Source organism: Asaia spathodeae NBRC 105894 (genome assembly GCF_025994195.1).
GTDB lineage: Bacteria > Pseudomonadota > Alphaproteobacteria > Acetobacterales > Acetobacteraceae > Asaia > Asaia siamensis.
In genome coordinates this window covers 72,328-99,006 of the sequence record NZ_BAPY01000074.1, presented here as the reverse complement: position 1 = coordinate 99,006, position 26,679 = coordinate 72,328, and the positions used below count along the sequence as shown (strand labels likewise).

Annotated in this window: 19 protein-coding genes; 6 read left to right on the top strand and 13 right to left on the bottom strand. The window is 59.2% G+C overall.

Annotated features, from left to right (window positions below):
• Positions 1-97: 97 nt before the first annotated feature.
• The 8 genes from AA105894_RS15560 to alkB all read right to left on the bottom strand — a co-directional run bounded on the left by AA105894_RS15560 (position 98) and on the right by alkB (position 9,777).
• On the bottom strand, positions 98-2,533 hold the full coding sequence (locus AA105894_RS15560) for a TonB-dependent receptor (protein ID WP_267312534.1): 2,436 nt from the start codon (positions 2,531-2,533) through the stop codon (positions 98-100).
• A 421-nt stretch (positions 2,534-2,954) separates the two neighbouring features.
• Positions 2,955-3,902, bottom strand: coding sequence for an ion channel (locus AA105894_RS15555; protein WP_267312533.1), 948 nt, complete (start codon positions 3,900-3,902; stop codon positions 2,955-2,957).
• 20 nt (positions 3,903-3,922) lie between these two features.
• Positions 3,923-5,257, bottom strand: a complete 1,335-nt coding sequence (gene gltX / locus AA105894_RS15550) for a glutamate--tRNA ligase (RefSeq protein ID WP_267312532.1) — start codon at positions 5,255-5,257, stop codon at positions 3,923-3,925.
• 75 nt (positions 5,258-5,332) lie between these two features.
• Positions 5,333-6,091, bottom strand: coding sequence for a transcriptional initiation protein Tat (locus AA105894_RS15545; RefSeq protein ID WP_267312531.1), 759 nt, complete (start codon positions 6,089-6,091; stop codon positions 5,333-5,335).
• Positions 6,091-6,465, bottom strand: a complete 375-nt coding sequence (locus tag AA105894_RS15540) for a hypothetical protein (protein ID WP_188425935.1) — start codon at positions 6,463-6,465, stop codon at positions 6,091-6,093. Before AA105894_RS15540 ends, AA105894_RS15545 begins: the two co-directional genes overlap by 1 nt.
• Positions 6,462-7,667, bottom strand: a complete 1,206-nt coding sequence (locus tag AA105894_RS15535) for a nicotinate phosphoribosyltransferase (protein WP_267312530.1) — start codon at positions 7,665-7,667, stop codon at positions 6,462-6,464. The genes AA105894_RS15540 and AA105894_RS15535 overlap by 4 nt, the downstream gene beginning before the upstream one ends.
• Positions 7,664-9,058: a class II 3-deoxy-7-phosphoheptulonate synthase gene (locus AA105894_RS15530; RefSeq protein WP_188425937.1), complete on the bottom strand. Its 1,395-nt coding sequence runs from the start codon at positions 9,056-9,058 to the stop codon at positions 7,664-7,666. Before AA105894_RS15530 ends, AA105894_RS15535 begins: the two co-directional genes overlap by 4 nt.
• A 62-nt stretch (positions 9,059-9,120) precedes the next feature.
• Entirely contained in the window at positions 9,121-9,777 is a 657-nt protein-coding gene (alkB, locus tag AA105894_RS15525; protein WP_267312529.1) for a DNA oxidative demethylase AlkB, read from the bottom strand.
• A 137-nt stretch (positions 9,778-9,914) separates the two neighbouring features.
• Between alkB and AA105894_RS15520 the strand changes: the two genes are divergently transcribed.
• The 5 genes from AA105894_RS15520 to AA105894_RS15500 all read left to right on the top strand — a co-directional run bounded on the left by AA105894_RS15520 (position 9,915) and on the right by AA105894_RS15500 (position 15,524).
• On the top strand, positions 9,915-10,301 hold the full coding sequence (locus AA105894_RS15520; RefSeq protein WP_267312528.1) for a hypothetical protein: 387 nt from the start codon (positions 9,915-9,917) through the stop codon (positions 10,299-10,301).
• Between the two features lie 76 nt (positions 10,302-10,377).
• Positions 10,378-10,617, top strand: coding sequence for a hypothetical protein (locus AA105894_RS15515; protein ID WP_267312527.1), 240 nt, complete (start codon positions 10,378-10,380; stop codon positions 10,615-10,617).
• Positions 10,618-10,833: 216 nt separating this feature from the next.
• Positions 10,834-11,802, top strand: a complete 969-nt coding sequence (locus tag AA105894_RS15510; protein ID WP_267312526.1) for a glycosyltransferase family 2 protein — start codon at positions 10,834-10,836, stop codon at positions 11,800-11,802.
• Between the two features lie 411 nt (positions 11,803-12,213).
• On the top strand, positions 12,214-14,607 hold the full coding sequence (locus AA105894_RS15505; RefSeq protein WP_267312525.1) for a TonB-dependent receptor: 2,394 nt from the start codon (positions 12,214-12,216) through the stop codon (positions 14,605-14,607).
• Between the two features lie 86 nt (positions 14,608-14,693).
• A complete protein-coding gene (locus AA105894_RS15500) occupies positions 14,694-15,524 on the top strand; it encodes an alpha/beta fold hydrolase (protein WP_267312524.1) in 831 nt (276 codons plus the stop codon).
• 39 nt (positions 15,525-15,563) lie between these two features.
• Here the strand turns inward: AA105894_RS15500 and gorA are convergent, their stop codons facing one another.
• The 3 genes from gorA to AA105894_RS15485 form a co-directional block, all read right to left on the bottom strand.
• Positions 15,564-16,955, bottom strand: a complete 1,392-nt coding sequence (gene gorA / locus AA105894_RS15495; protein ID WP_267312523.1) for a glutathione-disulfide reductase — start codon at positions 16,953-16,955, stop codon at positions 15,564-15,566.
• A 101-nt stretch (positions 16,956-17,056) separates the two neighbouring features.
• Positions 17,057-17,941, bottom strand: a complete 885-nt coding sequence (locus tag AA105894_RS15490) for a ferredoxin--NADP reductase (RefSeq protein ID WP_188425945.1) — start codon at positions 17,939-17,941, stop codon at positions 17,057-17,059.
• 117 nt (positions 17,942-18,058) lie between these two features.
• The gene (locus AA105894_RS15485; RefSeq protein WP_373316793.1) at positions 18,059-19,615 is read right to left on the bottom strand and encodes a S10 family peptidase; all 1,557 of its coding nucleotides are present in this window, start codon (positions 19,613-19,615) and stop codon (positions 18,059-18,061) included.
• Positions 19,616-19,815: 200 nt separating this feature from the next.
• On the opposite strand from AA105894_RS15485, the gene AA105894_RS15480 reads away from it, so the two are divergent.
• The gene (locus AA105894_RS15480; protein ID WP_267312522.1) at positions 19,816-22,281 is read left to right on the top strand and encodes a helicase-related protein; all 2,466 of its coding nucleotides are present in this window, start codon (positions 19,816-19,818) and stop codon (positions 22,279-22,281) included.
• A 127-nt stretch (positions 22,282-22,408) separates the two neighbouring features.
• Here the strand turns inward: AA105894_RS15480 and AA105894_RS15475 are convergent, their stop codons facing one another.
• Together AA105894_RS15475 and dld are read right to left on the bottom strand one after the other, a co-directional pair.
• Positions 22,409-23,638 (bottom strand): Gfo/Idh/MocA family protein, encoded by a 1,230-nt coding sequence (locus AA105894_RS15475; protein WP_267312521.1) that lies wholly within the window; start codon positions 23,636-23,638, stop codon positions 22,409-22,411.
• A 1,190-nt stretch (positions 23,639-24,828) separates the two neighbouring features.
• The gene (gene dld, locus AA105894_RS15470; protein ID WP_267312520.1) at positions 24,829-26,565 is read right to left on the bottom strand and encodes a D-lactate dehydrogenase; all 1,737 of its coding nucleotides are present in this window, start codon (positions 26,563-26,565) and stop codon (positions 24,829-24,831) included.
• Between the last annotated feature and the right edge of the window lie 114 nt (positions 26,566-26,679).

Genomic DNA, 26,679 nt, shown 5'->3' with positions numbered 1-26,679 from the left:
TTCCTGGCGGTACCGGATCATTGCCGGGATGCCATCAGGCTTCCAACACAGGCGATACAGCTGCGGATGAGCAGAACCACACCCGCAGCTATCGCACTCAGAAGGCCAGTTCGACCTGACCACCGAACTGACGCGGTTCGTTGAAATAGCTCTGCAGACCGGTCGTGACGCCCAGAGACTTGAAATAGGCGTGCTGCTCGGCAAACAGATTGCGTGACCACAGCGAGAAGGTCGCCTTGGTGCCGGTATTACCCAGCTGAACATTCGAGATGGCGATACGTCCATTGACGATCAGACCGCTATCACCCTTTGGCTGATAGACGTTCCTCGCGTTGCCAACACCCAGATAAACCGGGTCGGTCGTATTGGCATAATAGCCGCTGTCGATATTGCCATCGAGATGGGCAAGAAGCGTGAAGCCATGGAACGGCCGTGTGTAATCGACCTGGAAACTGCCCGAATGGGCGGGCGTGTAGTTTTGGTAGATCGGCACGAGCATGGTGCTGATGACGCCGAGCGAGTTCTGGTAAGGGTTCGCGGTCGGCGGGATATGCACGTAGTTATAGGCGTAGGAAAAGCCGACTGTCAGATAGCGCATGGGCGAGACATTCAGCTCGGCTTCGACACCGCTCAGATCGCCATGACCGGGAGCATTGATGGTCGATGTCGTGGTGCGTGTCGTGAGCTGGTTGCCGATCTGATAGGGCTTGCTGAAATCAACCTGGATGTCCTTGTAGTCACCCCAGTATCCCGCGACATTGAAGCGGACGCGCTGGTCGAGAAACTCGGTCTTGGAGCCGAATTCGAACATCGAGACCGATTCAGGCCCGAAAGCCTCGTAGTCCTGAGCGCGTGAATTGGCGCCGCCGGGCTTGTAGCCTGTGCTCCATTTTCCATAAAGCAGCACGCGCTTTGTCAGATCGCCGCTGACTTCGAGCAGTGGATCGACACGTGACCACGCCGCATCGAAATCGATCGGACCCGAGACACCCGCCGTGTTGATGGGGGCGCTGTTGTTGACCGTGGTGAGCGTGCCATGCTTGCCGTCATGCGACCAGCGAAGCCCTGCCGTCAGATGCAGCTTGTCGTAGAGAATGGGCGGCGTATAGACCGCATTGCCATAGACACCCCAGCTTTTGGACGTGACGTGGCTGGCGCGGTCGATGGGCTGAAGACCCCAGTCATCATAGGCCGGACCGGTGAGCAGCTTGTATTCGCTGCCGGACGCGTTGGTGAACTGATTGGTGTAAAACGCCTGCGCGTTATCGGCGGCATGCTCGCGGAAATAGATAAGGCCGCCCTGATATTTCAGCCGTTTGGTATGGCCGAAAGCCTGAATTTCCTGACTGATCTGGTTTTGCCAGAAACCGGCAAGCGAGTTGCGGGCAAAGCTTACCCCGGTGAACTTGCCGCTTGTGTTGGACATGCTGCCCGCAGCCATACCGTTATCGAACTGGCTCTGGCTCAGCTCGCGATAGGCCGTGATGGATCTGAAGGAGAGATATTGCGGGATGGCCTTGTAGTCGAGCGTCATGCGGTGGCCGTTGGTCTTGCCGATGCTCGGCTCCTCCGGAACGCCCACAAAGGCGCGCTTGGCGCGGGTCGTCTGCAGCTGGGCAATCTGCGCCAGCTTGTTGGTGCCCGGTTTCAGCAGCTGCATCCACAGGGTGGTTGTGCTGTCATAGGAATTGTCATAGGCATAATCGGCGGTGAAATTATCGACCGGGTGATACATCGCTTCGACATGGAAGCCATGCTTGTCATACTGGTTGAACCCGCCCGTGTCGGGCAGGGGGTTCGTTACCAACGGCGCACGATGGGCCGTGACGGCGTCGATCTTGATGGCCAGATCGTGGAATGCCGGAAGGTCAAGATGCAGCTCGCCCTTGTTGCTGTTGTAATTGCCGAACCCGCCGAGAAGACGCATGCCGAACTTGCCGGTCGGCCTGCGCGTGATGATGTTGAGCGCGCCGGCTTCGGTATTACGCCCGAAGAGCGTGCCCTGCGGGCCCTTGAGCACTTCCATGCTCTCGACGTCGAAAAGCGCTGTACCGAGTGCCTGCGGGCGCGCCACATAGACGCCATCGATATAGACACCCACACCCTGATCACGCGCTGGCTGGTTGCTGTCACCCAGCACACCCACGCCACGGATATTGACGACCAGCGCCGAGTTGCGGCCCGAGAACTGCGCAATACGCAGCGACGGGATGGAACCATCGCCCAGATCGGTCAGTGAGACGACATGACGATTGGCGAGCTGTTTTGCCGAGAAGACCGTGACCGAGCTTGGGTCTTTCTGGAAGTTTCTAGCGTGTTTTTGCGCCGTCACGTCGATGCTCTCGGGGTCACTCTTGAGCATGACGGTTTTCTTGGAGGCCGACTTTTTGACCTGACCGGAAGAGCCTCTCTTCGCTGCAGGTGTCGCTGCGCTCTGTCTGGCAGCGGCGTGGGCCCGGTCATGTACCTGTGACTTCTTGTCGCTTTTGGTCGCGGAATAGGCAGAGCCGGTGCAGCAAAGAAACGTAAACACCAGGCACAGTCTTTTACCCTTCAACACAAACATTTCTCCCGCCCCTGCCCGACTGTATTTTGCCCAGTCGGGGCTTCCGGCTTTCTTCGATCCGCACGAAAACCGGGGCATCGCTCATGGTGACGCACATCCGGCGCGCATGACTTAATGCGGTTTGAGAATAGTTTTGTGTCGAAACAAGTATGTAGTGTGAAATATATGTTGTAATGACTTATATATTTAAAAATAGTTTTTCTTGTTATTCATAGTTGCATTTCTAAATGAAATTTAGCGCAACAAGAGTTTTTATATGAATTTTTTATTTTTTCTGCCTGAAAACAACCTGTTGCGAAATAAGAAACGTAGTGCGGTGTCTACAGGCTTCTGGCCTGCCACGTCACCAGACAAGGCAGCGCGCGCTTTTCACTGAAACGGTCGGGCCTCAGCTGTCGAATGCAGGTTCGCGCTCATGCACATGCAGACGTCGATAATCGATCAGGTAGTTTCCCTGACTGTCCTGCGAGACCATATCGACAAAACGCCTGCCCGCCAGAATACGGGCTGGCTCATAGGCATGTTGCGACAGCACCGCCTGACCCGTGGCCTCGTCGGTGCCGCGCACAGTCACCAGGATCTGGGCATAGGTCGCATCGAGCTGCTCACGATTGAGCAGCGCGAGGGGGCTGTTGCTGTCGATGGGATGCGCCAGTGTCTCGATGAACCGCAATTCCGGCATGCGCGACTGCAGCAGCTTCAGCGGCGTGAAAATGCGTGTCGGATAACCACCCTCGCCGATGACGAATTGCGAGAGGGACAGTTCGGCATCGACCGCCAGAACAGCGCTCTTTCGCGCATTGGCTATTCTGAGACACAGGACAGGCGGGGCTGCGCGTTTGCTGATGACCGCTGCCTTGCTGAACACGATCTGCGCACGCGGGCGCGAAAACCGGGCAAAGACCACGCCCGTCGAAAGCGCATTGATCATCATGCCCAGCAGGGCCTCGATCGAGACGAGGGCATTGGCCATATGGCCCGTTGGGGCCATAACGCCATAGCCGACGGTCGAGAGCGTTTGCACGCTGAAGAAGAACAGCGACAGCAGATCGAGATCGGCGGCATTGTTGATGCGCGCATTGCACAGCCGATACAGAAGCGCGAAAGCCAGATTGATGACAAAATAGGCAATAGTCGACCACCCCATGAAGCGGGGCCACGAGGTGGTCAGGGCATGATGATAGAGATCGGTCCAGAAATTGCTGCCAATCCCCACGCGCGTCACAGAGGCGCGCGCGCGATCCTGCAATCCATCGGCTGAGTCGGTCAGGAGCCCAAGGGCTCCCGGGGGTGGCACCTTGTCCTGCTCCGCCTTCTCAGCCGGATCGCCAGTCATGACGGCGCCCCCCCGATTTCTCAGGTCAGGGCTGCTTCCTGCAGGCGCCGGATGACGCGCTCGCGACCCATCAGAGGCAGAAGAGCGTGAAGCTCGGGGCCCGCATCCTCTCCTGTCAGGGCAAGACGCAGCGGGTGGAACAAGGCCTTGCCCTTGCGGCCCGAAACCTCCTTGAGGGCATTGGTCCAGAGCTTCCAGCTCTCGGAGTCCAGAGGGGCTGCGGGCAGGGTCTGCTCTGCCTGAGCGAGGAAGGCAGCCTCATCGCTCAGAGCGGGGGGCGCGATTTCGCCCTGCACAACATCCCACCAGAACGCGATCTCGCCGGTGAGATCGACATTGCCACGAATGGCGTTCCAGAAGGCCTCATCGGCGCCCTGCGGCAGACGTGCTTTCACATCCTCGAAGGACAGGCTGTGCAGCAGACGGCGATTGAGGCCGAGCAGATGCTGCATGTCGAAGCGCGCTGCCGATTTCGAGACGTGAGACAGATCGTAGCTTGCGATCGACTGCTCAAGCGTCATCGGCACCGGGTCGTCAGAGCTGCCGATTTTCGACAGATAGGAAACGACTGACTGCGGCTCCATGCCGTCATGACGCAGGGCGCGCAGCGAAAGGGCGTCAAAGCGCTTGGACAGCTTGCCACCGCCCTCATCGAGAAGCAGGGGCAGATGGGCAAAGGTAAAGCGGTTCGGTCTGCCACCCAGCGCCTCGATGATATCGAGCTGGACGCCGGTATTGGTGATGTGATCCTCACCACGGATGATGTGGGTTACGCCCAGCTCCATGTCGTCGACGACCGAGGCAAGCGTGTAAAGCACCGTGCCGTCCGCGCGCACCAGAACCGGGTCGGATATGGCGGTGAGCTTTACCGACAGATCGCCCATCACGAGATCGCGCCAGGCTTTGTGGCCGTCTGAAAGGCGGAAGCGCCAATAGGGCGTCTTGCCATTGGCTTCTGCCCGCTCGCGCTGTTCGGGCGTCAGGCGCAGCATTGCACGGTCATAGATGGGGGGTTTGCGCGCCTTGAGACGGGCCTCGCGCTTGGCAGCGAGTTCGAGCTCGCTCTCGAAGCACGGATAAAGACGCCCCGACGCTTTCAGGGCCTCGATGGCAAGCGCATAGCGGTCGAGGCGCTGTGACTGATGGGCAATTTCATCCCAGCCAAGACCGAGCCATTCCAGATCGGTCTTGATGCCCTGCTCGTATTCCGCCTTTGAGCGCTCGACATCCGTGTCGTCGATACGCAGCAGGAATTTGCCGCTATGGTTGCGGGCATACAGGGCGTTGGCAATGGCCAGTCGGGCATTGCCAACATGAAGATAGCCGGTCGGGCTGGGGGCGAAGCGCAGTTTCATGCTGCTTCTATGCCAAGCGCTTCGGCAATTTGCCAGAGCCTCTGCGCCCCCGGATGTTCAGAAAACCGGGGGTTCTCAGAAAATCCGCGAGAACCCGGCCCGTTGCAACTCTGCCAGCGCGCCCAGCGCGCTTGGCGTCACGATGGCGCGCGGATCAAGCGCATTGGTCAGTTCTGCCGCCAGTTGCTCCTGACTCAACCCTGCAGGCCCGGAATCAAGAGCGATCAGCCTGCCTGCATGCGCCCAGATGGCGTTATGACAGGCCAGGAAGACAACACCACGCGCTTGAAGCGCGGGAATGCTGCGCCCTGCAGCGCCATAGGCACCCTGCTCATCCTGATGATGGCGCGATGTGCCTGCCGGTGTCTGATGCAGCGGAGACGCGGTCTGGCCTGGGGCCACCAGCCTGGCCAGATCGAAATGGGACCAGGCAGCCTCGTTATAGAGTGCGAGCTGCGCTTCGCCCCACAAGGCCATCACCAGCAAGGCATCGGGATGAACAAACGAGAAAATCTCGCTGTTGAGCAAGTTCTGCGCCTCGCTTGGCCAGTTACCTGCCAGCGATGTGCCCGTGCCGATCATTTTCTGCTGGCCGCGATAGGCGAGCAGCGCATCGAAGGCCACATCATCCCACAGATCGGGGTGATCGAGCAGGCGCGGCACGGTGGTAAACTGGCGGCGCCGCGGCAGGGATGCAAGCAGTCGGCTCAGATCCGAGAGGCCGTTCTGCGGTGCGGGGGCGGGTGGCAGCACGGTTGCGGCAAGACCTGACACAGGCGCAGCCATGCCGAGTGACGCTGCGGCGAGGAGGAGTTTGCGGCGGTCGAGAGCCATCAGAGTTCGACCTGCTCGTCGTCTTCCACGAGGCGGCGCGGGTCGAGGGTGCGCCAGTCGCGTTCCATGGGAGAGGCGGGCGTTGCCGCAAAATCCTCAAGCTCCGAAGCCGATTTCCAGCCATCATCGCCTGCTTCGACAACGATCGCGTCTTCACCGAACGAGAACCAGGATTCGAGCACTTCGCGCCCGACAGCGCCGCCGACACGGCAACGCTCGATGCTGTCACGCACATAGGCGCGGGCATAGGCATTGGCATGGGCGAGATCCTGGAAGTCCTTGACCTCTTCCACAATCCCTTCTTCTGCACCGCCCGAATTATCGAGAATGCGGACAAACCAGCCGCGATCGGGCTCTGCTTCAGAACTGCTCACGCTTCATTCTCCTTTGTTCTTGACGGGATTTTCTGCAGGAGGAACTCACGCCCGACCTTCACCCGCTTTTCGCCGTCATAGGCAACGATATCGGCTGTGGCATAGGTTTCGTTCCATTTGACCGGAATGAAAGATCCTGTCCCGACCACATCAAGCGGTGCATGAGAGTCGCGCATGGTCATGCATTTCTCAAGGCCGAAACCGGACGAGACGATGATCTTCACTTCCGTAAAACCGGCGGCGTTAAGCGATTCGCGCATCCACCAGATAGCCGCTGCCGACACCCCTGTGCCGACGAGGTCTTTCAGCTCGTGATCGGAGCGATAGCGCCTGATCGTGCCCGGCGTATGACGCTCGAGCACGCCATAGGAAGATTGCGGGTCGAGCCCTTCGATAAAGCGCCCGCCATGAGTGTCGAGACGCACGCTGATGCGCCCTTCAGCAGCCAGTTCGGGGAAGCGACGGCAGACGGCCAGGGCATCGGTGATTTCCTGGCCAAAATAATCGACGAGCACCACCAGAGGGTCGTTGGGATAGACCTCGTGATACATCTCGGCCGCACGCAGGGTCGAACCGGCATAGCCGATCAGGGCATGAGGCATGGTCCCCAGCCCGTGCTCGCAACCAAAGAAACCGGCAGTCACGTCATTGGCGCAGCCGATGAAGCCCTTGGCCCCCTCGCGCCGTGCGGCACGCGACCCCACCGAGGCCGCGTAGCCCATGATTTCCTGCATTTCGAAACCGGCACAATGCCGTGCTTCCATGGCCAGGAATGCCGCATCAGGCAGGGCGAGCGCCATCTGATAGGCATTATGGGCCGCGACGCAGGCAGAGCCGAGCTTCTGAAGCAGCAATGTCTCAAGCGGGGCCATTCGGGTGAAGGGGCCGGTCAGATAGACCAGCGGCTCCCCTGCCCCGACCCAGCTGCCTTCCGGTGTCACGATCTCGATTGCGACCGAAAAACCCTGCTCCCGCGCAACGTTTTCAAGCCACTCGATCATCAGACCATGGGCAGCGATAACCGGCCGACGGATGAAGAGCGCATAAGTGACTTCGCACTCGCCGAAATGCGAGACGATGGCCTGGGTGCGGTTGAAATACGCATCGGTGCGCGCCGCGATCTCGCTTCTGGTCAGAGCGAGTTTCGGGCCGACCGCCGCCTTGATAGCCGTATTTTCTTCATCGGGCCGGTTCGGACTCATTTTTGCAGCACTCCATGATCACGGAAATGCCCCGTCAGCTCTTCAGCGAGCAGGAAGGCCATTTCGAGTGACTGCTCGGCATTCAGCCGCGGATCGCAGAATGTCTCGTAGCGCCCGGCCAGATCGGCTTCGGTAAGGCACTGGGCGCCGCCGACGCATTCCGTCACGTCCTGACCCGTCATTTCGATATGAATGCCACCGGGACGCAGACCGGCCTGCTGGAAGACCGAGAAAAAACCCTTCACCTCGCCCAGAATGGAGTCGAAAGACCGCGTCTTGACCTTGTCTGCCGTGGTGATGGTGTTGCCATGCATCGGATCGCAGAGCCAGGTGACCGTGCGGCCACTGGCCTGAACCTTGTCGAGAAGCGGCGGCAGGAAATCGCCCACCTTGCCCGCACCCATACGCGAGATGAGGGTGATACGCCCCGCCTCGTCTTTGGGGTTCAAAATATCCAGCAGCTTTTCGAGATCATCGAGGGTCGTTGTCGGACCGACCTTGATGCCGATCGGGTTGCCGACACCACGCAGAAACTCGACATGAGCGCCATCGGGCTGACGCGTACGGTCACCGATCCAGAGGAAATGCGCCGAGCAATCGTACCAGTTCTCGCTCAGGCTATCGATGCGCGTCAGGGCCTGCTCGTAAGGCAGAAGCAGCGCCTCATGCGAGGTATAGAACTCGGTCTCGTTGATCTGCGGTGCGCTCTGGTTGAAGCCGCAGGCCCCCATGAAGGACAGCGTCTCGTCGATACGCTGGGCAAGATCCTGATAGCGCTCGGCCAGCGGTGAACGCTTGACGAAACCCAGATTCCAGCGATGCACCTCGTGCAGATTTGCATAGCCGCCAGAAGCAAAGGCACGCAGCAGGTTCATGACACCCGCAGACTGGAAATAACCGGTTTCCATACGGCCCGGATCGGGCAGACGGGCGGCTTCGGTGAATTCCGGTCCGTTGATGATATCACCGCGATAGCAGGGCAGCGTCACGCCATCGAGCGTTTCAGTGTCGGAAGAGCGCGGCTTGGCATATTGCCCGGCCATGCGCCCGATCTTGATGACCGGCACCTTGGCACCAAAAGTCAGCACGACGGCCATCTGCAGCAGCACACGGAACGTGTCGCGCACGATATCAGCCGTGAACTCGTTGAAGCTCTCGGCACATGCCCCGCCCTGCAGAACGAACGCCTCGCCGCGCGCCGCCTTGGCGAGCTGGCTTTTCAGGCGCCGCGTCTCGCCAGCAAACACCAGCGGCGGATAGCGCCGCAGTCGGGCTTCGACAGAGTCGAGCGCGGCTGCATCCAGATAATGCGGTGCCTGGCGAATGGGGTGCGACCGCCAGCTCGACGGCGTCCAGCCGGCGTGCTGGGCGGGTTCGCGGTTCGGGTGCATGAGAGCGTCTTCCTTCGGTTCAAAAAGAGGGGGGCTAGTATGAAACGGAATATCCGTGCCGCCTAGGGGCTATCCTCGGCACAGACACGGCGGAAGGTCAGATTCCAGCGACAGGCGCCCGTCAGGGGGTGATGACCGGGGGCCAATGGCGCAATCCCGTGATAGAAAAGACGGGAGGGACCACCCCACACCACCACATCGCCACTGACAAGGCGCAATTTGCGAACGGGGTCGGAGCGCTCGCCCCCGCCGAACAGAAACTGCGCCGGCAACCCCAGTGAGACAGAAACGATGGGGGAGTCGAATGCCGTTTCGTCACGGTCCTGATGCAGCCCCATGCGCGCACCGGGAACATAGCGATTGAGAAGACAGGCCTGTGGCTCGAACCTGTCGAAACCCGCCTGCGCCGCCATGTCACGCGCAAAAGTGATCCACTCGGATGGCAAAGCCGGCCAGACCCTGCCGGAAAGCGGGTCTCGGGACTCGTAACGATAGCCGGCCTCATCTGAATGCCAACCGAGCGAGCCACAATTTGTCATTTCAACGGAAAAGCGACGCCCGCCCGGTGTCATGAGCTGTCGCAACGCCGCCTGCGACACGACTTCATTCACCTGCGCCAGAAGGCTTTGCTGATGCGAGGCGGCGGCACCGGGAAAAAACACCGCCCCTGGCGCGAGGACCTCGGGTGCGCGAAGGGCAGTGAACAGATCATCCATCATAATAGACTCTTGCCGCCTTCCGCCTCACCGCTTACTTGACGTTCTTACAGCGCCAGAGATCGGGCTTATTTCCGAATTGGCAACCACCGTTCCTGTACGCCATGCGAAACGGGACGAAACTGCAAGGGAATGCTTCGATGGCAAAGCTCCGACGCGGCGCCTTTCTGGCCGCCACTCTCATCGCCCTGCCAGCCGGTACGGCCTGGGCCCAGTTCACGGGGCAGAACGCCCCCAATGACGCTCATGTCCCGCAGAGCACGACCAATGACGGCGGCGTCGAGTATCATGGCAAAGGCGAGCATCTGACCGCCAAGGGACGTCACTCCCTGCCCCCCGGCTATCAGGAAACGCCCAGCACCGAATTCAACCACGGCCCCGACCCCGATCACGCTGATAACGTGCAGCGCGATGCCGTGACGGGTGCCGATCTCAGCAAATTCGGTTCCGCCTATTCCAACAGCAGCCCGGTCCAGAGCGGCCAGCTCGGCGATGCCTCCGGCAATGGCTGGGTCGCCCCGCGCTGAGTTGATGATGAACGGGAGGCTATGGCAGCCCGAGTAACGCGAGCATCTACAACCCAGGTGCTGAAAGCTTGCCTGGGTGATCTACTTCTGGACTAAGGGGCGCGTCATACGCCCCCTGCGCCTTTCCGACATGGGGGGCAAGTTCTTCCCGGTCGATGTGCCTGATTTTACGGCGATTCCCCTGCCTCTTCGAGAAGTCGCAGATCCCTCCTGGGATCGCACAAGCAGTGAGTCCGTTCCGCAGCTTCTGCGTAAACCGCCCTGCCCTCTCCTCCCGGCCGAGAAGATCGGCGAACTGGCAATCTGCCCCGCGTGAGCAAAGGCGCGCAACGAATTCGCCTCCATTACAGCCACCATGCGCAAAAGGCTACGCCTTGCATCGGCCCGGATACCGGGAGCGAGCCGTATGCTCTTTATTGTGCCAGACCATAGGCTATGGCATTTGCTGAATACGCACGATTACCCGTGCTCTGATCCGGCGTGACTTGATGCCGGAAAGTGGCAGCCCGACGCGCCCATAAAGAGACCTGCCTTGCCCCAACTGATCTCCCTGATTGTGCCGTGCTACAATGAAAGCAGTGCCATAGACCTGTTTGTCGCGACTGTTACGCCCATTCTCGACGCCATTGCGGATACCAGTTGGGAGGTCATCTATGTCGACGACGGCAGCAGGGATGATACGCTCGAAAAACTCATTGCCCTGACGCAGAAAATGCCCAGTTCGCGGGTCGTCGAGCTGTCACGAAATTTTGGCAAAGAGGCAGCACTTACGGTCGGGCTCGACGTATCGCAAGGTGACGCGGTGATCCCTATCGATATCGATCTGCAGGATCCGCCCGAACTCATTGCGGATATGGTTGCTGCCTGGCGAGAGGGTGCCGAAATTGTCAATGCCCGACGCGTGGATCGCATGTCAGACTCTTTGCTGAAGCGCAAAACGGCCAGCGGGTTCTACAAGATACACAATGCACTCTCACGCATCAAAATCCCCGAAAATGTCGGTGATTTCAGATTGATGGATCGTTGTGTCGTTAATGCTCTGAAGAGCCTTCCAGAACGCCAGCGTTTCATGAAAGGTCTTTTTGCATGGGTCGGTTTTCGTACCGTCACGATCGATTACACCCGGATGACGCGGAGCGCTGGCAGCTCGAAATTTTCCGCATTTTCCCTTTTCAATCTCGCGATGGAGGGGTTTACCAGCTTTTCCTCCGCGCCATTACGTATCTGGACCCTGATCGGCGGATGCGGGGCCTTTGCCGCCATGATCTACGGCTTCCTGATCCTGCTGCGCACGCTCATCCTCGGCAATTCGGTACCGGGCTATCCTTCCCTGTTTGTCGCTATCATTTTCTTTGGTTCAGTCCAGTTGATCTCTGTTGGCCTTCTCGGAGAGTATATCGGACGGATTTACATGGAAGCGAAATGCCGCCCCATCTACATCATTCGAAAAATGCACGGCATGCAGAATGGCTGCGATCCCGAGCGAGAGCCGGAGATATAGTTTTCAATATGGGTTGAAATCCCTATTTGAAATATAAATTCGATAAATTGCAGCATATGTAGGCAGATACTTTTATTAACTAGATCGTTATATAGATTATCAACCGCTCCACATGACATCGACTGACACATCATAGGGATGGTACTGTATATTCAATTTAACGCACAACGGCAAAAAAGAAAACAATACCCACATGAGTCGATAAATTCATAATAAAATAAAGTTATTAATATGATATTTACCTCGTGTTTGTTCATATTCATTCCCTATCCACTCAGTATGTCAGTTAACAAATCCATCATAAAAACGAAATAAAATCGTGGTTTGAAAGAAACCGATCGTTTCGACACCGTCGCGTCCGCATCGGGCGGCGTGAGGTTGCGTCTGCCCTGAGACCATCAGGATCAGGCCATGTCGTTTTCGCGTTCCGCCCGCAAACGGGCTCTTCTTCCTCTCGGCACGTTCGGGTTTGTCGCTCTCGCAGCTGCCGGGACGTGTCATCCGGCAGTCGCGAAGGCGCATCACAAGCCCGTTCCGGCAGCCGCACGGCGCAAGGCGGCGCCAAAGACACAGGCAAAACCGCATGACCTCATGGCCACGCATGACGAGAATGTCAGCGTCTCGGCTCATCGCGCCGTGCAGGGAGGCGGCCTCATGACCCGACAGACTGAAGCAAAATCGGTCAGCATGGTCACGCAGGACTATATCGCCAAGCAGTCGCCTCTGGTTAACCCCGGTGTGCTTGTGTCCAGCCTTCCCGGTGTTCAGGGCACAAATGAGGGGCCGCTCAGCACCACATCGGAAACCGTCCATATCCGTGGTCTCGATCAGACGCAGATCGGCATGGTCTATGAAGGCATGCCACTGGCCGACCCGTTCACCTACAGCGCCTACACCTCGGCCATGGTGGATAATGAAGACCTTGCCAATGTAGCCGTCAGTCAGGGCTCATCAGACCTCACAGCACCAACCTATAATGCCGATGGCGCGCAGATGACCATGAGCCTGCGCCACCCGGGAGCGCGTTTCGCTGCCTATGCTGAAGGCTCGGGTGGCACCCACAGCTCGAACAAGGAATTCGTACGCATCGATACCGGCGAGATTGGTCATAGCGGTGTCACGAGTTTCGTCTCGGGTTCCTATTCCAGCGGCAATCTGTGGCGTGGGCCGGGCAGTCTTTATCGCTGGCATCTTGATGCGGCGGTCGAAAAGCACTGGACGCCGAAAAGCAGTTCTGAGCTCATCTTCGGCTATAACTACGCCAATCAGACGGAATGGCTCTATCCCAATCTGGCGCAATGGCGCCAATACGGCACCAGCTATAACACCCATGGCCAATACACGCCGGGCGATACGCTTTACTACAAGCTCAACACCAAGGCGACGAATGCCGTCGTCGGGACACTGAAGAACCATTTCGATCTGGGAGACGGGTTTGCGCTCGATGCCCAGCCCTATGCGGTCGAAACCTACGGGCCCAATAATTACGGTGCCAATATTCCCATTACAAACGGCTATCGCGGGACCGAACAATATGCCGTGCTTGATGGCTATACGCCCGCGAAAGGGTCTGTGACGGCCATCAGCATTCATCCCTGGGTGCAGACATCAAGCGGCCTGAACCTGATCGGCTCATGGCACCGTGGTATCAACACGCTGAAATTCTCCTACTGGTACAGCTATGCGGTCCATACCGAATTCCAGAACCACTACGCGGTCAATGCACAGGGGCAGTATACCCAGAATAACGGCTACCTGACCGTAGGCGGCAAGGCGATCACCCAATATGACATCAACGGGTTCCAGCAGCTCAACGCGCTCGGCCTCGAAGACCAGATCAAGCTGTTCCATGACCGTCTGACGATTGATGCCGGGCTGCGGGCCAACATGATTTCACGCAGCTTCACCGAAGATCTCCCCGGCGCCCAGCCGTATAAATCGGTGAAGAACATGTTCATCCCGGCCCCTCAGGTGCTGATTTCCTACCAGCTTACATCTGACAACCAGATCTATATCAACGGGACCACGGGCTATCGCGCGCCCTCCTCCTTTCAGGCGCAGGTGCCTGTCTATACCTTCACGACGCCGGTGCCGGTCACCCAGCCTCTGGCCAATTTCACGCCTGAATACATGATTGGTGAAGAAATAGGCTTTCGTCATTACGGGCCAGTCATGGCGACGATTTCGGGCTTCAATTACAATCTGACGCACCATCAGATCAGCAGCGTGTCCTACATCCCCGGCACGAGCATCCTGACCTCACAACCTATCGATGCTGGTGGTGAATCGGCCATGGGCATTCAGGCTGAACTCTCGACCCGCCCCTGGCACCATCTGAGCGCCTATGCCTCAGGCCAGTACATGCATACGAAGATCGGCAATAACATAGCCTATATGGGCGATGTGCTGCCCACCAAGGGCAAGCAGGAGGTCGCCTCGCCCAAGTTCCTGGGCGCACTGGGACTGACCTATGATGACGGCACGACTTTCGGCAATTTCAACCTTCGTTATTCTGACTCGCAATATTCAACACTGATGAATGATCAGAGCATTCCGGCCTATTTCACGGCCGATGCCTCGATCGGCCGCTGGCTGCCCCGTTTCGGCCGCGTGCGCCCCAAGGCCATGGTGAGCCTGATGAATATCGGCGATGTGCATTATCTGTCTTCCATCACCGGATTTACGCCGACAGCTGCCGCCTCGATCAAGGGAATGGGCGGCAAGACCCTTGTCGGGTCGCAGCCCGCCTATGCGGTTGGCACCGGCTTTGCGGCCATTGCGACGGTCTCGGCCAGTTTCGAGTGATCACGCTCCTGTCGTAGCGGGAACTCCCCGGTTTCAGGCCAGTTCTGGCCTGAGACCGCTTTGGCTTTCTTGAAAAGGATGCGACCATGCCTTCGCTGAAACTGCGTGACGGAAACAGCCTCCATTACAAGGATATGGGCGCAGGCCGCCCGGTCCTGCTGGTTCATGGATGGCCCCTTACCGGCGATATGTGGGAATATCAGACACTGGCCCTGCTCGAGGCCGGTTATCGTGTCATCACCTATGACAGACGCGGTTTTGGCCAGTCGAGCCATCCTTTCGGCGGCTATGATTACGAGACGCTCACCGCCGATCTCGCCGAGCTGATCGATTATCTCGACCTGACCGATCTCACCCTTGTCGGGTTCTCGATGGGTGGTGGCGAGGTGACGCGCTATGTCAGCCGTTTCGGCACGACCCGCCTGGCTGGCGTCGGGCTGATCGCCTCTGTTGTGCCGTTTCTGCTTCAGACCGACGATAATCCCGATGGGGTGCCCGTCGATGTGTTTGCCGAGTTCAAGGCGCAGATACGCCGCGACCGCTTTCACTTCCTCGCCGAGTTCCTGAAAGGGTTCTACGGCGTCAGCATGATCCGCAAGCCGGTCAGTCAGGCCCTGATCGACTGGAGCTTTACGCTGGGCATCATGGCAAGCCCGAACGCAACGCTGGATTGTATCGACAGCTTCAGCCGCACCGATTTCCGCCCTGATCTGGTCGCTCTCACCCTGCCCGTTCTGGTGGTGCATGGCACGGGCGACAAAACCGTGCCCTACGAGCTGACGGCAAAGCGTGTGAGCGAAGCCGTGCCCCACGCGCGCTATGTCGAATATGACAGTGCCCCGCATGGTCTTTTTGCTACCGATGCCGAGGCGCTCAACCGCGATCTGTTTGCCTTCCTGAACAGCACGAGAGGCTGATCACGGTTTTCCCGGCCCTTCGACGGGCCGGGAACAGAGTCATGAAGTGCGGCTGACCTGACGGGTCGGGCTGCGCATCGTCACAAACTCCTCCGCCGTCGTCGGGTGGATGCCGATTGTGCGGTCGAAATCGCGCTTCGTCAGCCCGGCCGTTACGGCGATGGCCACTCCCTGCATCAGTTCGGCAGCCGCATCACCCATCATATGCGCGCCCACGACCTTCTGACTGTCGCGTGACACGATCAGCTTCATGAACGCCTTGCGGTCACGGCCGATCAGCGTCTGGCGCAACGGACGGAAAGAGGCCGTGAAGACGTCGAGATCCGACTCTTTCGCGGCCTCTTCTTCCGTCAGCCCGACACTGGCCAGCGTTTCAGAGAAGAACACGGCCTTCGGGGTGGTCTCATAAGCCCAGTCGCGCGGTGTGTGCGATGAGAACAGGCGCTCGGCCAGCGTATGCCCCTCTGCAATGGCAACCGGCGTGAGGTTGATGCGATCGGTGACATCGCCAATGGCGTAGAGGTTCGAAACCGATGTGGCCGAATGTGCGTCGACGACAACCGCCCCTTTTTCGGTTTTGACGCCAAGCGTCTCAAGGCCCAGCCCGTCGGTAGCAGGCTTGCGCCCTGTCGCGAAAAACACGCAGTCAGTGTCGATTGTGGTGCCATTGGAAAGGCTGACTCTTCTAGCGCCAGCCTCCAGCGCCTCGATCTTCTCGGGAGAAACGCCCGCATGAACGGTGATTCCGTGTTTCGGGAGCGCCTCAAGCAGCTTTTCACGCAATTCCTGATCGAAACCGCGCAATGGCAGATCCTGGCGGAAAACGAGGTCGACCTTCGATCCGAGTCCCGCGAAGATCCCGGCAAACTCGACGCCGATATAGCCGCCACCGATAATGCAGACGCGCTCGGGCCGCTCTGTCAGATGAAAGGCCGCGTCGGAGATGATACCGAGTTCGGCGCCTTCGATCGGTGGGCGCACGGGGCGGCCGCCGGTCGCGATGACGATCTTCTCAGCCGTGACACGTTGAGGCGTTGCCTTTTCATCGAGTGGGCCCGGGCCGATTTCGATCGTATGAGCGTCGATCAGCTTTGCCCTGCCGACAAAGAGACCTACCCCGGCCTTGTCGAGCATGGATTTGTAGATCCCGTCGAGCCGCGTGATTTCCTTGTCTTTTGCCGCGATGAAGCGGGGCCAGTCATGCGCGCCAATCTCGACATCCCAGCCATAGGCGCGGGCGTCTTCAGCAGCTTCGGCCCCCTCGGAGGCATAGACCATCAGCTTCTTGGGCACGCAGCCCAGATTGACGCAGGTGCCACCCCAGTGGCGGCTTTCGGCAATGCCGACGCGGGCACCATTCTGTGCGGCAATACGGGCGCAGCGCACGCCGCCCGATCCGGCACCTATCACGAAAAGATCGAAATCCGGCATGAGGCCTGTCTCCAAAAGAAAACGCGGCCGGAAAAGCTCCCGGCCGCGCATGTCATGGTCATCAATAGAATCTGCGCCCGTTCAGAACGGACAAGGCGGGCTCAGCGTTCCGCAAAAGCCTTTTCGACAACATAAGAGCCCTGCTTGCTCATATTGCCTTCCTCGAAGCCCATCGAAACGAGAAGCTTCTCGGTATCGGCCAGCATTTCAGGCGACCCGCAGATCATCACGCGGTCATGCTCTGGGTCGAGCTTCGGCAGGCCGAGATCCTCGAAGATCTTGCCGTTTTCAATCAGCGTGGTGATGCGGTCGGTCACGGCAAAGTCTTCACGCGTGACGGCCGGGTAGTATTTGAGCTGCTTGGACACGAATTCGCCGAGGAATTCATGGTTCGGCAGGTCGTGGCGAATATGGTTCATATAAGCCAGTTCGCCCGAGATACGCACGGTGTGGCTCAGCACCACATTCTCGTAACGCTCGTAGCACTCGGGGTCTTCGATCAGGCTCATGAACGGTGCAAGACCGGTGCCGGTCGACAGGAAATACAGATTGCGACCCGGGCGCAGATTGTCGAGCAGCAGCGTGCCGACCGGCTTGCGACCGACCAGAACCGTATCGCCCACCTTCACATGGCGCAGACGCGAAGTCAGCGGACCGTCTTCCACCGCGATGGAGAAGAATTCGAGCTCTTCCTCGTAATTGGCCGAAGCGATGGAATAGGCCCGCAGGAGCGGCTTGCCCTCAACCTCGATGCCAATCATCGTGAACTGGCCGTTCTCGAAGCGCAGGCCGGGGTCACGCGTGCAGGTGAAGGTGAAGAGACGGTCGGTCCAGTGATGGACGCTCAGCACTTCGCAGGCCTGAAGGTGACCATATTCCTTGCTGGGCGGCGCCAGATGGTACTGGCCCGGATGGCCATCGACGGGCAGGAGCCCGGTCAGTGGCTCGGAAATGGTCGGCATGGGCAGAGAGACGGGGGCGTTCATCTGGTATCTTTCGCAAGGCAGCAGGGGGCGGGCGGTCTGACACCGCCCAAAGTGGCGAAATTTCTAAAACATCCTCTCGCCCTTTGAAAACCCCACAGCCCCGTCTGTTCTAAAATATTACGACGATTTCGGATGCGTCCTTGCGATAAACTGCGAAACATTATCGTGCATTTCATGCAGCGCCGGCAGATGCGCATAGACCATATGCCCCGAGGCATATTGCTTGATCTCGATATTCTTCGCGAGCGCACGCGGGATCGGCAGATGCCGCATCTCATAAACACCCTCGAAATAGGGCGTCCCGAGATCGTAATACCCCTGGTTCAGCATCACCTGAAGCGCCGGATTGGCCTTCATGGCCGCTGCAAGATCGGGCAGCACATTCGGCTCTCCCCGTGCAGGGCCACGCTGGTCGGGCTGCTTGTGCGTAAAGCTCCATTTGCCGATGCTATGGGCGCTGACGCGATATTCCATATAGCCGTCACCAAAGGACGGGTCGGCGCCATAATGCAGCGTCGTATGGGCATAGTCATTGAACGCCGCCACATAGGCGGACTCCATGGCGGCCGATTGCGGGTCATATTCGGGCGTCTGGCCCAGCGGGTCCATGCTCGGGCCGGAGAAGCGGCTGTCCAGACGACCCGTATCCATCCCCTGATCGCCCAGCAGGGTCTTGGCAAATTCGCCGCCATTGACGCGCAGATTGGCCTTGATGATGTACTCGACCGGCAGGCCTGTATAGCGGTGCAGTTTCTCTGCTGTCGCTTTCAGCTTGTCGTCGCTGATGCCGGTGCCATCCTGGAGCGCCGATGTATAATCGGTCAGCGCAAAATGCTCGACCTCGGCCAGAAAGGCTTTCAGATCGGTGGGCTGGTCAGGCAGCTTGTGGTGATACCAGGCTGTCGCGGCAAAGCTTGGCAAGCCAAGCACATAAGGCTGATCGTTGCTCGGGTTATTCTGTGCCCGGTCGATGGAATTGCCGTAATTCAGGATCTGCGAAAGCAGGATGACGCCGTTGAGGTCGATCCCCTTATCCTGACGCAACGCATTGGCGATGATGGCCGAACGCGTCGTGCCGTAGCTTTCACCAAAGAGATATTTGGGCGAGTTGAAGCGCCCGTGCCGCGACAGGAACTGCGCGATGAAATCGGTAAAGGCGGCAGCATCAGGGTCGGTGCCATAAAATGCCTTGTCGCGATCCTTGCCGATAACGCGGCCGTACCCCGTGCCGGGCGCGTCGATGAAGACGAGATCGGTCGCATCGAGCAGGGAGTCGTCGTTATTGACCACCTTGTAGGGGGCAGCTGGGGTTGGCTGATCATCCACCGTCACGACGCGCTTGGGGCCGAGCGCGCCCATATGCAGCCAGACGGTCGAGGAGCCGGGGCCACCGTTATAGACGAAGGTGATCGGGCGGTTTTCGGGATGCGCGCCCTTCTTGAAATAGGCGACATAGAAAACCGAGGCGACAGCCTGAGGCGCCTTGGGGTCCGGGTTGGCGTCATCCCACCCGGCCGGATGGATGATGAGTGTGCCGGATTCCGTCTGGTACGGGATCGCCTGCCCGCGAATGGTCACGCTGCCCTCGCTCAGCACGTGCTGCGGCTTCATCAGGAAAGCCGGTCCCGGAACGCCACCGGGGCCACCATCGGGGCCGGGCGGCGGCGGTCCCATATGGGGCGGCATGTCGGGCGCGGCCAAAGCCGTGCCTGCGAGAAGGGTCGTCAGACCGAGAATGGCAGAGAGTTTCGGGGCTTGCTTGAACCGCACCATGGGCTCCTTCAGATCGTTTCGCACTCGTATAGGAGAACGAAACGCCCGCTTGGACAAGTCTGCCGTTGCAGCAAACCGTGTCATAACGCACAAACACATTCATGGATTCTGCACGCTCCCCCGCCGATCACGCTCTCGCTTTGGCCGTTGAGGACACTGGCCTTTCTCCTACGCCCAAAGAGGAGCCGCGCCTTCTCAAACTGATCGCCCGAAGCCTTGTGCCGGGGGCAGAGCGCATCCTGCCTTCGGAATATGAGCGTCTGCTTTGCGACGTACGCCGCAAGGACTGGGCCGCCCAGCTGATGAACGCCACCCGACGCGCGGGCGAGTTGTGGATCGGCAAGGCGGATATTCTCGATGCGGTAGGCCGCGTGCATGACCCGCGCGCCGGGCTCGACCTGCTGCGCAGCACGCTCGACGACACGCTGGCAGGGCGCCTGCGCGAGATGGGCCATACGCCGCGTGACGTGCTCGAAGCCGTGCAGGCCGATCTGAGCGATGCCGGGACTTTCCTTTCGGGCGGGCAGATCGACCGTCTGGCCCAGATCGTTGCCTCCGCCTTTGGCGTTGAGGATACGGGGTTCGAAGCCGAGCTGATCGCCAGCGAGAAAGCACGGCGGGAAGAAGAAGAGCGGATCGAGGCACGCGCCGAAGCCCGCCGCAAGCGCGAGAATGAACGCCTTAAGGCCTGGGAAGAAAGCCTTGTCGGGTTCGAGCAGGTGCCGACCATTCTGCATTGCACCCCGCGTGAGGCCTTGCGCTGGATTGCCGAGAACCGCCTGCCGGTCACGCGCCGCACGCCGCAGCCCGATGGCACGGAAAAATTCGAATTCGACCCCGAGATTCTCAAGCGCCTGCGCTCGCAGCTTGCGGAATGGCGCGGCGACGCACGCGGCACCCCTGCCCTCACCGGCCGCAAGGTCGGTAATGCCGTCATTGCCCGCGTCGCAGCGCTTGATCGTTACGTGGCGCATTTCCGCACGGCGCGCTCGCTCAAGCGACGGATCACCCTCGTGACCGGGCCGACCAATTCCGGCAAATCCTATACGGCGCTCAATGCGCTGGCCAATGCCGAGAGCGGTCTGGCCCTCGCCCCGCTGCGTCTTCTCGCGCATGAATTCCGGGAGTCGCTTCTGTCTCGCGGCGTGCCTGCCTCTCTGGCGACTGGTGAGGAACGCATCGATTTCCCCGGTGCGCGCCATCTTGCCGCGACGGTGGAGATGTGTCCGTTCCATAACCCGGTCGATGTGGCGCTGATCGATGAAGCGCAGATGCTGATGGACCCTGACCGTGGGGCCGCGTGGACGGCGGCAATCATGGGTGTCCCTGCACGCCATCTTTATATTCTGGGTGCGCCTGACTGCATTCCCCTCATCAGACGCATTGCCGAACTCTGCGACGACCCGCTTGACGAGATCACCCTTGAGCGCAAATCGCCGCTGCGGGCGGCCAGCGCCCCCGTGCGGCTGCGCGATCTCGAGGCAGGCGATGCGCTGATTGCATTCTCGCGTCGTGAGGTGCTCGACCTGCGCGCTGAATTGCTGACACTCGGTAAGCGCGTGGCTGTGGTCTATGGCGCACTCAGCCCGGAAGTGCGTCGTGCCGAAGCGGCGCGCTTCAATAACGGTGAGGCGGAAATTCTAGTGGCGACAGACGCCATCGGCATGGGCCTCAACCTGTCGATCAAACGCGTCGTGTTCAGTGCGCTGCGCAAATATGACGGCAAGCAGACCCGCGACCTGACGGCGCAGGAAATCAAGCAGATTGGCGGGCGTGCCGGGCGCTACGGGCACCATGAGAACGGCATCGTGGCCGTTCTGGGGGAGGCAGGAACCCCTGCCCATATCCGCAAGATGCTCGCCGCCCCGCCTGAGCCGATCACCGAACTGCGCCCGCTTGTGCAGCCCGATTCCGATATCGTGCGCGCTGTCGCCGAGGAAATCGAAACGGACAGTCTTTACGGTGTTCTCGTGCGCATCAAACGCGCCGTTTTGCGCGCCGATGACCCGAATTACCGTCTTGCCGATATGGATCAGGCCTTCGAAATCGCCTCGGCGCTGGAAGGTGTGGAAGGGCTCAGCCTCACGCAACGCTGGGTCTATGCGATGTGCCCGATCGACGAGCGCGATAATGGCATTGCCCGGCTTGTTGGCTGGGCGAGCGACCATGCCGCCGGCAGACGCGTGCCACCACCTGGCACAGGGCGTCTCGTCCAGCCGTCACAGGCAGGACGTGAAGAGCTGGAGCGCGCCGAAAAGCGCCATAAGCGCCTTGTCGCGTGGCGCTGGCTCTCGCTGCGCTTTGCCGATGCCTATACCGACAAGCAGGCGGCAGAGGATAATACAAACGCGCTGAATGACTGGATTGAAGCTGTTCTGCGCCAGCAGAGCCGTGAGCGTGAACATCAGCGGCGGGCAGGACCGGGGCAGAGACCCGGAGGTCAGCGGCCGGGCGGCCAGAAGCCGGGGGGCAAGCGCCCCTTTGGAAAACGCCCGGCAGAACGGGACGCGCAACCGCCCCGCGATGGCCGTGGACCAAAAAGCACAAGGAAACGCGGGCGCAGCTGAAGCCGCGCCGTCACTCTTCTGGCCCGAAAGCTGATTTGACGGTACCCTTCTGTTCTGGCCCCATCACGATGCCAGAACAGATGAGCCGCATCTCGAGACAGTCAGGTCATGACACGACCTGAAAAAGTCAGGCCTTCCTGCGCCAGTCGCCCCAATCCGTCGAGACCGGCCGACGCGTCGCAGCGGATTGATAAATGGCCTGTATTAGCCTGATATCCTGCATCCCCTCCTCACCCGTGGCGAGCGACGGCTTTCCGCTTCCGAGAACATCCGGCAGGTGATCGAGCTGGGCCGAAAACTGGTTAAGCGCCGGAATCTGGAACATGGGATCGGAGAGGACATGCGTTTCCTCTCCGGCAACGGTTTCGAAGCGATTATTGTAATATCCGGTGGCAGGGTTGAGCGTTCCGGAGAGCTTCTCCGCCTGAATGCCGAAGCGCGATGTCGCTGCAGCGGTGAAGGACGAATTGCCATGGGCCAGAGCGCCTGAGCGGTAACGGAACGTCCAGGAAATGATGTCTTCCACCTCGTGGAAAACAGGGTTGCTGCTCTCGGCCCTGATAGCGCTGACTTCGATCGGATCTTCATTCAGCAGATAGCGTGCGCCGTTCACGCCATAGATACCAAGATCCATCAGAGAGCCGCCGCCTGAAAGGCTGCGTTTGACACGCCACTGGCCGGACGGATCATCAATGCTGAGGACATCGGTATTCTCGGTCGTCACGACACGCAGCTTGCCGAGCTTTCCCGCACGGATGGTCTGTAATGCACTTTGGGTGATCGGGTCGAAATGGCAGCGATAGCCGATCATCAGCTGCTTGCTGGCGCGCCTGGCAGCGTCGATCATGCGCTGGCAATCCTCGACGCTGGTCGCCATCGGTTTTTCGCACATCACATGCTTGCCCGCACGAAAGGCCCGCACCGCGAAATCGGCATGAAGCGCATTGGGCAGGATGATATAGACAGCATCGATCTCGGGATTATTCCGGATATCGTCGAAATTGTCGTAGCTGTAGATGTTCTTTTCGGGCACGCCATAGGCCGATGCGACCTTGCGTGCCTTTTGCGGGTCGCCACTGACCAGACCGGCCAGTCGCGCATGCTGGCACTCGCCAAATGCGGGCAGGATCTGATTGATCGCATATTTTCCCAGACCGACAATGGCATAGCCAAACGGGCGGCGACCTTCCGGAAGCGGGCGTATCGGCTGGGGCGACGGACGGGGTGCCAGATGATCCGGCGGTGTCGTCTGCGCCGAGGCGCTCTTGCCCAGAACCAGCCCGGCAACACCTGCGACCTGCAGGAATCTGCGACGTATCTGCGACGCAGGCTGTTGGCGAGTGTCGTTGTCGCTCATCTCATCTCTCTCAGCGTTTCAGAATCGTTCCGCCTCATTCGGCAGCCTCACTTCACAAGCGCGTGATGAGCGTCGTGGTTCGCCATGGGATTGGCTTAGACCGATGACAAAGTATGACCTCTGACGGCCGGTATATCGCCGCAACAACAGCACTCAGGCAGTTTTCCGGATCTGACTGGTGATGAAATCAGACGGGCCTAGCAGCCTGTCGCGCGGTCATTCAGATACGGCAGAACGAGATCACCGCCGCTGGTAACCGACCGGAGAAATGCCTTCCCTGCGCCGCGAGACTCTCAAATGGGCTGGTTCATCCCCAGGCGGGAGATTCCGGCTCCCGTGGCTGGATACGCAGAACCTCAAAGACACAAGACGCGCCAAACGGCACAGCAAGATCGGTAGGGCCCGACGCGAAAAGGGAGCGTCAATTGCCCGTCGACTCGCTTTTGAAGCCTTTTTTTGACCCCTCACATCGCTGAAAAACCCTTGTGCCGTCTGGTTTTCGGGCAATCGGGCTTTCTACGGGGCAGATTTTTCGCCGAAACGACGCAGAAAGTTCTTCCATTCTTCACAAAAACCGCGCTAGCGTTCTTTTGCGGCAACCGAGGTTGCTTCAAATAATTCTTCGAAAATCACTTCGAAGAAGGAAGTAAAGTACGGCCACCGCAAAATAGTGCGCATTTCGCGCCATGTGAAGAAGGAATACAGATATGTCGTCTGGTCTTTCCGTAAGCACATTTTCGTCGAAAACCATGATTTCGGTCAGGGTTTTCTCCGCAGAAGCCAAATATCAAGGGGTCGGCCCCCCATAAGGGAGCCTCGCAGTCCTCAGGTTTCTCTCATCGGCTAGAGTAATCACAGGATCTAAAACACCCGTTTCTTCCTTAACCTCTTTTCGTCTCTCTATTTCAACCCTTTGCCAACACTCCAACGCCAATACTTTCATAGCATTGACGATAGTGAAGTAAGTCAAATACGAAATAGGGCGCATCTGGCGCCATGTGAAGAAGGAATACAGATATGTCGTCTGATTTTTCCGTAAGCACATTGTCTTCGAAAACCATGAAAGCGTTCAGGGTTTTCTCCGCAGATGCCAAATATAAAGGCGTAGGGCCGCCGTAGATCGGCGAACCGGCTCCGGCGTTTACCTCCTCATGCAGGTGCAGCGCCGGATTCCCCTCATATTCTGTCCTTCAGACCTCTTCTGCTTTCCAGTTTCTCTTTCTTGTCGACTTCCCGATACCGGGATTGAGGCAATTGCACGGATCGAGATCCCGGTAATGGCTGAGTATTTCAGCCCCGGCTTCATAAAGATGCCCCAGATTATGCTCTGCCGGATAACGCGCCCCGCGTGCATCCAGCAATTTGAGCATTTCGTGCTCCACATCTTCCGCTGACTCGCCGGGCTTCAGTACATAATCCTGATGCATCACATGGCACAGGAAATGACCGTAATAGAGCTTGTGCTCTATGCGTTGCTCGATCGCATCGGGCAAAGTCTCGAACCACGCCTCGTCATTGCGTCGCAGGGCAATATCCAGAGCGACGATTTCCCCCGCTTCCTTTCCCAGCACATTCCTGCAGCGTAGCGCTGCGCCAGCCGCCGCAAAGCGATGCAGAAAGGCGCGTTTGCCCTCATCATCAGTGCAGGCAAACCAGTCGAACGCGTCCTTATCACCCACCTGCCCTGCACTGAGCGTCGCAAAATAGGCCTGGAGCTTTTCCGCCAGAGAACGGGAAACGCGCAGCATCAGATGATGCTCGAACCGCTTTTCGAACGCGTGCATCTTTGCCGGAATCTGATCGGGCAGAAGCCGACCCAGTTTCTGCATGACCCGATCGGTCAGATGCGGGGGCAGAAATCTCGACCCGGAGAAGAGATCATCGAGCCATGCCTTGGCGGCGAAAAGACGCGGAATGGACCGCGTGCCCGCATAACGGATGAGGGCCACCGTATCACGGCCATAGATCTCGGCGATGCGAAAGGCATCGCGATGCATGTATTCGCCCGCGATGGGCAACTCGTCATAAGCCGTCAGCAGGTGGCAACGCAGGGATTCGAGCGCATTGGTGCTGTTCGTACCGATGTAGAAAACCTGGCTGTTCTTCTCAGCCGGGAAGGTATCGACACGCACAGCAAAAACGATCAGCTTGCCAGCACAGCCCGATGCATCGAACCAGCGTGCGCTGTCCTGATTGTAACGTGCTGGGGTATCGGCTTCGACATCGCGCACATGGGTGACATAGCCATCGTCATGCCCCCTGGCGTCAGTCCACTCGATCTCCTCTCTGCTGAGAGCCCCGCTCTCAAGGCGGGCGAGCGCCTTGACCGGATCGGCATCGAGCCTGATGCCCAGACGATTGACCAGTTCCAGCCGCCCGTCTGCCGTCACCCGGCCAAACAGTGCCATCTCGGTATAGGCCGGGCCGCGCTGCACCAGCGCCCCACCTGAATTATTGCTGATCCCCCCCAGAACCGATGCGCCGATACAGGACGACCCGATGACCGAATGAGGTTCGCGCCCATGGCGTGCAAGGACGGTCTCGAGCTTGTGCAATGTGGTGCCGGGCAGGCAGATGACCTGCCTGCCACCTCCGAGCAGATGCATGCCGCGCAACCGGCGGGTATTGATCAGAATGACGGGGCGATCATAATTCTCGCCATCGGGGGTCGACCCTCCGGTCAGACCCGTATTGGCTGCCTGCACGATCATGATCTGATCGGCGGCTACGCAGAGTTCGGCCACACGCCAGAACTCGACCAGGGTTCGGGGGCGAATGACCGCCCTCACCTTGCCCGAGCCGAAACGGTACCCCTTCGTATAGGGCGCTGTCGCATGGGGCGCGACCAGCACATGCGGCGTACCGACGACCTGCCGCAACAGAACCAGCAGGCGGTCTGCATGCAAGGTGGGTTCTGTCAGGCGCATGATCGTCTTCCTCTGTCTGGCGATGCCAAAGGCCGATACAGCCCCGGCATCGATCGTTCGACGCGTGCGCTCGAACGGGAAAGATAGGGCTTCTCGCAAAGCCCTGTCACGCCC

Excerpts from the sequence above, each read along its gene's own strand:
- AA105894_RS15555 (WP_267312533.1), bottom strand. The coding sequence starts at position 3,902 with ATGACTGGCGATCCGGCTGAGAAGGCGGAGCAGGACAAGGTGCCACCC.
- gltX (WP_267312532.1), bottom strand. The coding sequence starts at position 5,257 with ATGAAACTGCGCTTCGCCCCCAGCCCGACCGGCTATCTTCATGTTGGC.
- AA105894_RS15545 (WP_267312531.1), bottom strand. The coding sequence starts at position 6,091 with ATGGCTCTCGACCGCCGCAAACTCCTCCTCGCCGCAGCGTCACTCGGC.
- AA105894_RS15535 (WP_267312530.1), bottom strand. The coding sequence starts at position 7,667 with ATGAGTCCGAACCGGCCCGATGAAGAAAATACGGCTATCAAGGCGGCG.
- AA105894_RS15530 (WP_188425937.1), bottom strand. The coding sequence starts at position 9,058 with ATGCACCCGAACCGCGAACCCGCCCAGCACGCCGGCTGGACGCCGTCG.
- alkB (WP_267312529.1), bottom strand. The coding sequence starts at position 9,777 with ATGATGGATGATCTGTTCACTGCCCTTCGCGCACCCGAGGTCCTCGCG.
- AA105894_RS15520 (WP_267312528.1), top strand. The coding sequence starts at position 9,915 with ATGGCAAAGCTCCGACGCGGCGCCTTTCTGGCCGCCACTCTCATCGCC.
- AA105894_RS15505 (WP_267312525.1), top strand. The coding sequence starts at position 12,214 with ATGTCGTTTTCGCGTTCCGCCCGCAAACGGGCTCTTCTTCCTCTCGGC.
- AA105894_RS15500 (WP_267312524.1), top strand. The coding sequence starts at position 14,694 with ATGCCTTCGCTGAAACTGCGTGACGGAAACAGCCTCCATTACAAGGAT.
- gorA (WP_267312523.1), bottom strand. The coding sequence starts at position 16,955 with ATGCCGGATTTCGATCTTTTCGTGATAGGTGCCGGATCGGGCGGCGTG.
- AA105894_RS15490 (WP_188425945.1), bottom strand. The coding sequence starts at position 17,941 with ATGAACGCCCCCGTCTCTCTGCCCATGCCGACCATTTCCGAGCCACTG.
- AA105894_RS15485 (WP_373316793.1), bottom strand. The coding sequence starts at position 19,615 with ATGGGACCGCCGCCGCCCGGCCCCGATGGTGGCCCCGGTGGCGTTCCG.
- AA105894_RS15480 (WP_267312522.1), top strand. The coding sequence starts at position 19,816 with ATGGATTCTGCACGCTCCCCCGCCGATCACGCTCTCGCTTTGGCCGTT.
- AA105894_RS15475 (WP_267312521.1), bottom strand. The coding sequence starts at position 23,638 with ATGAGCGACAACGACACTCGCCAACAGCCTGCGTCGCAGATACGTCGC.
- dld (WP_267312520.1), bottom strand. The coding sequence starts at position 26,565 with ATGCGCCTGACAGAACCCACCTTGCATGCAGACCGCCTGCTGGTTCTG.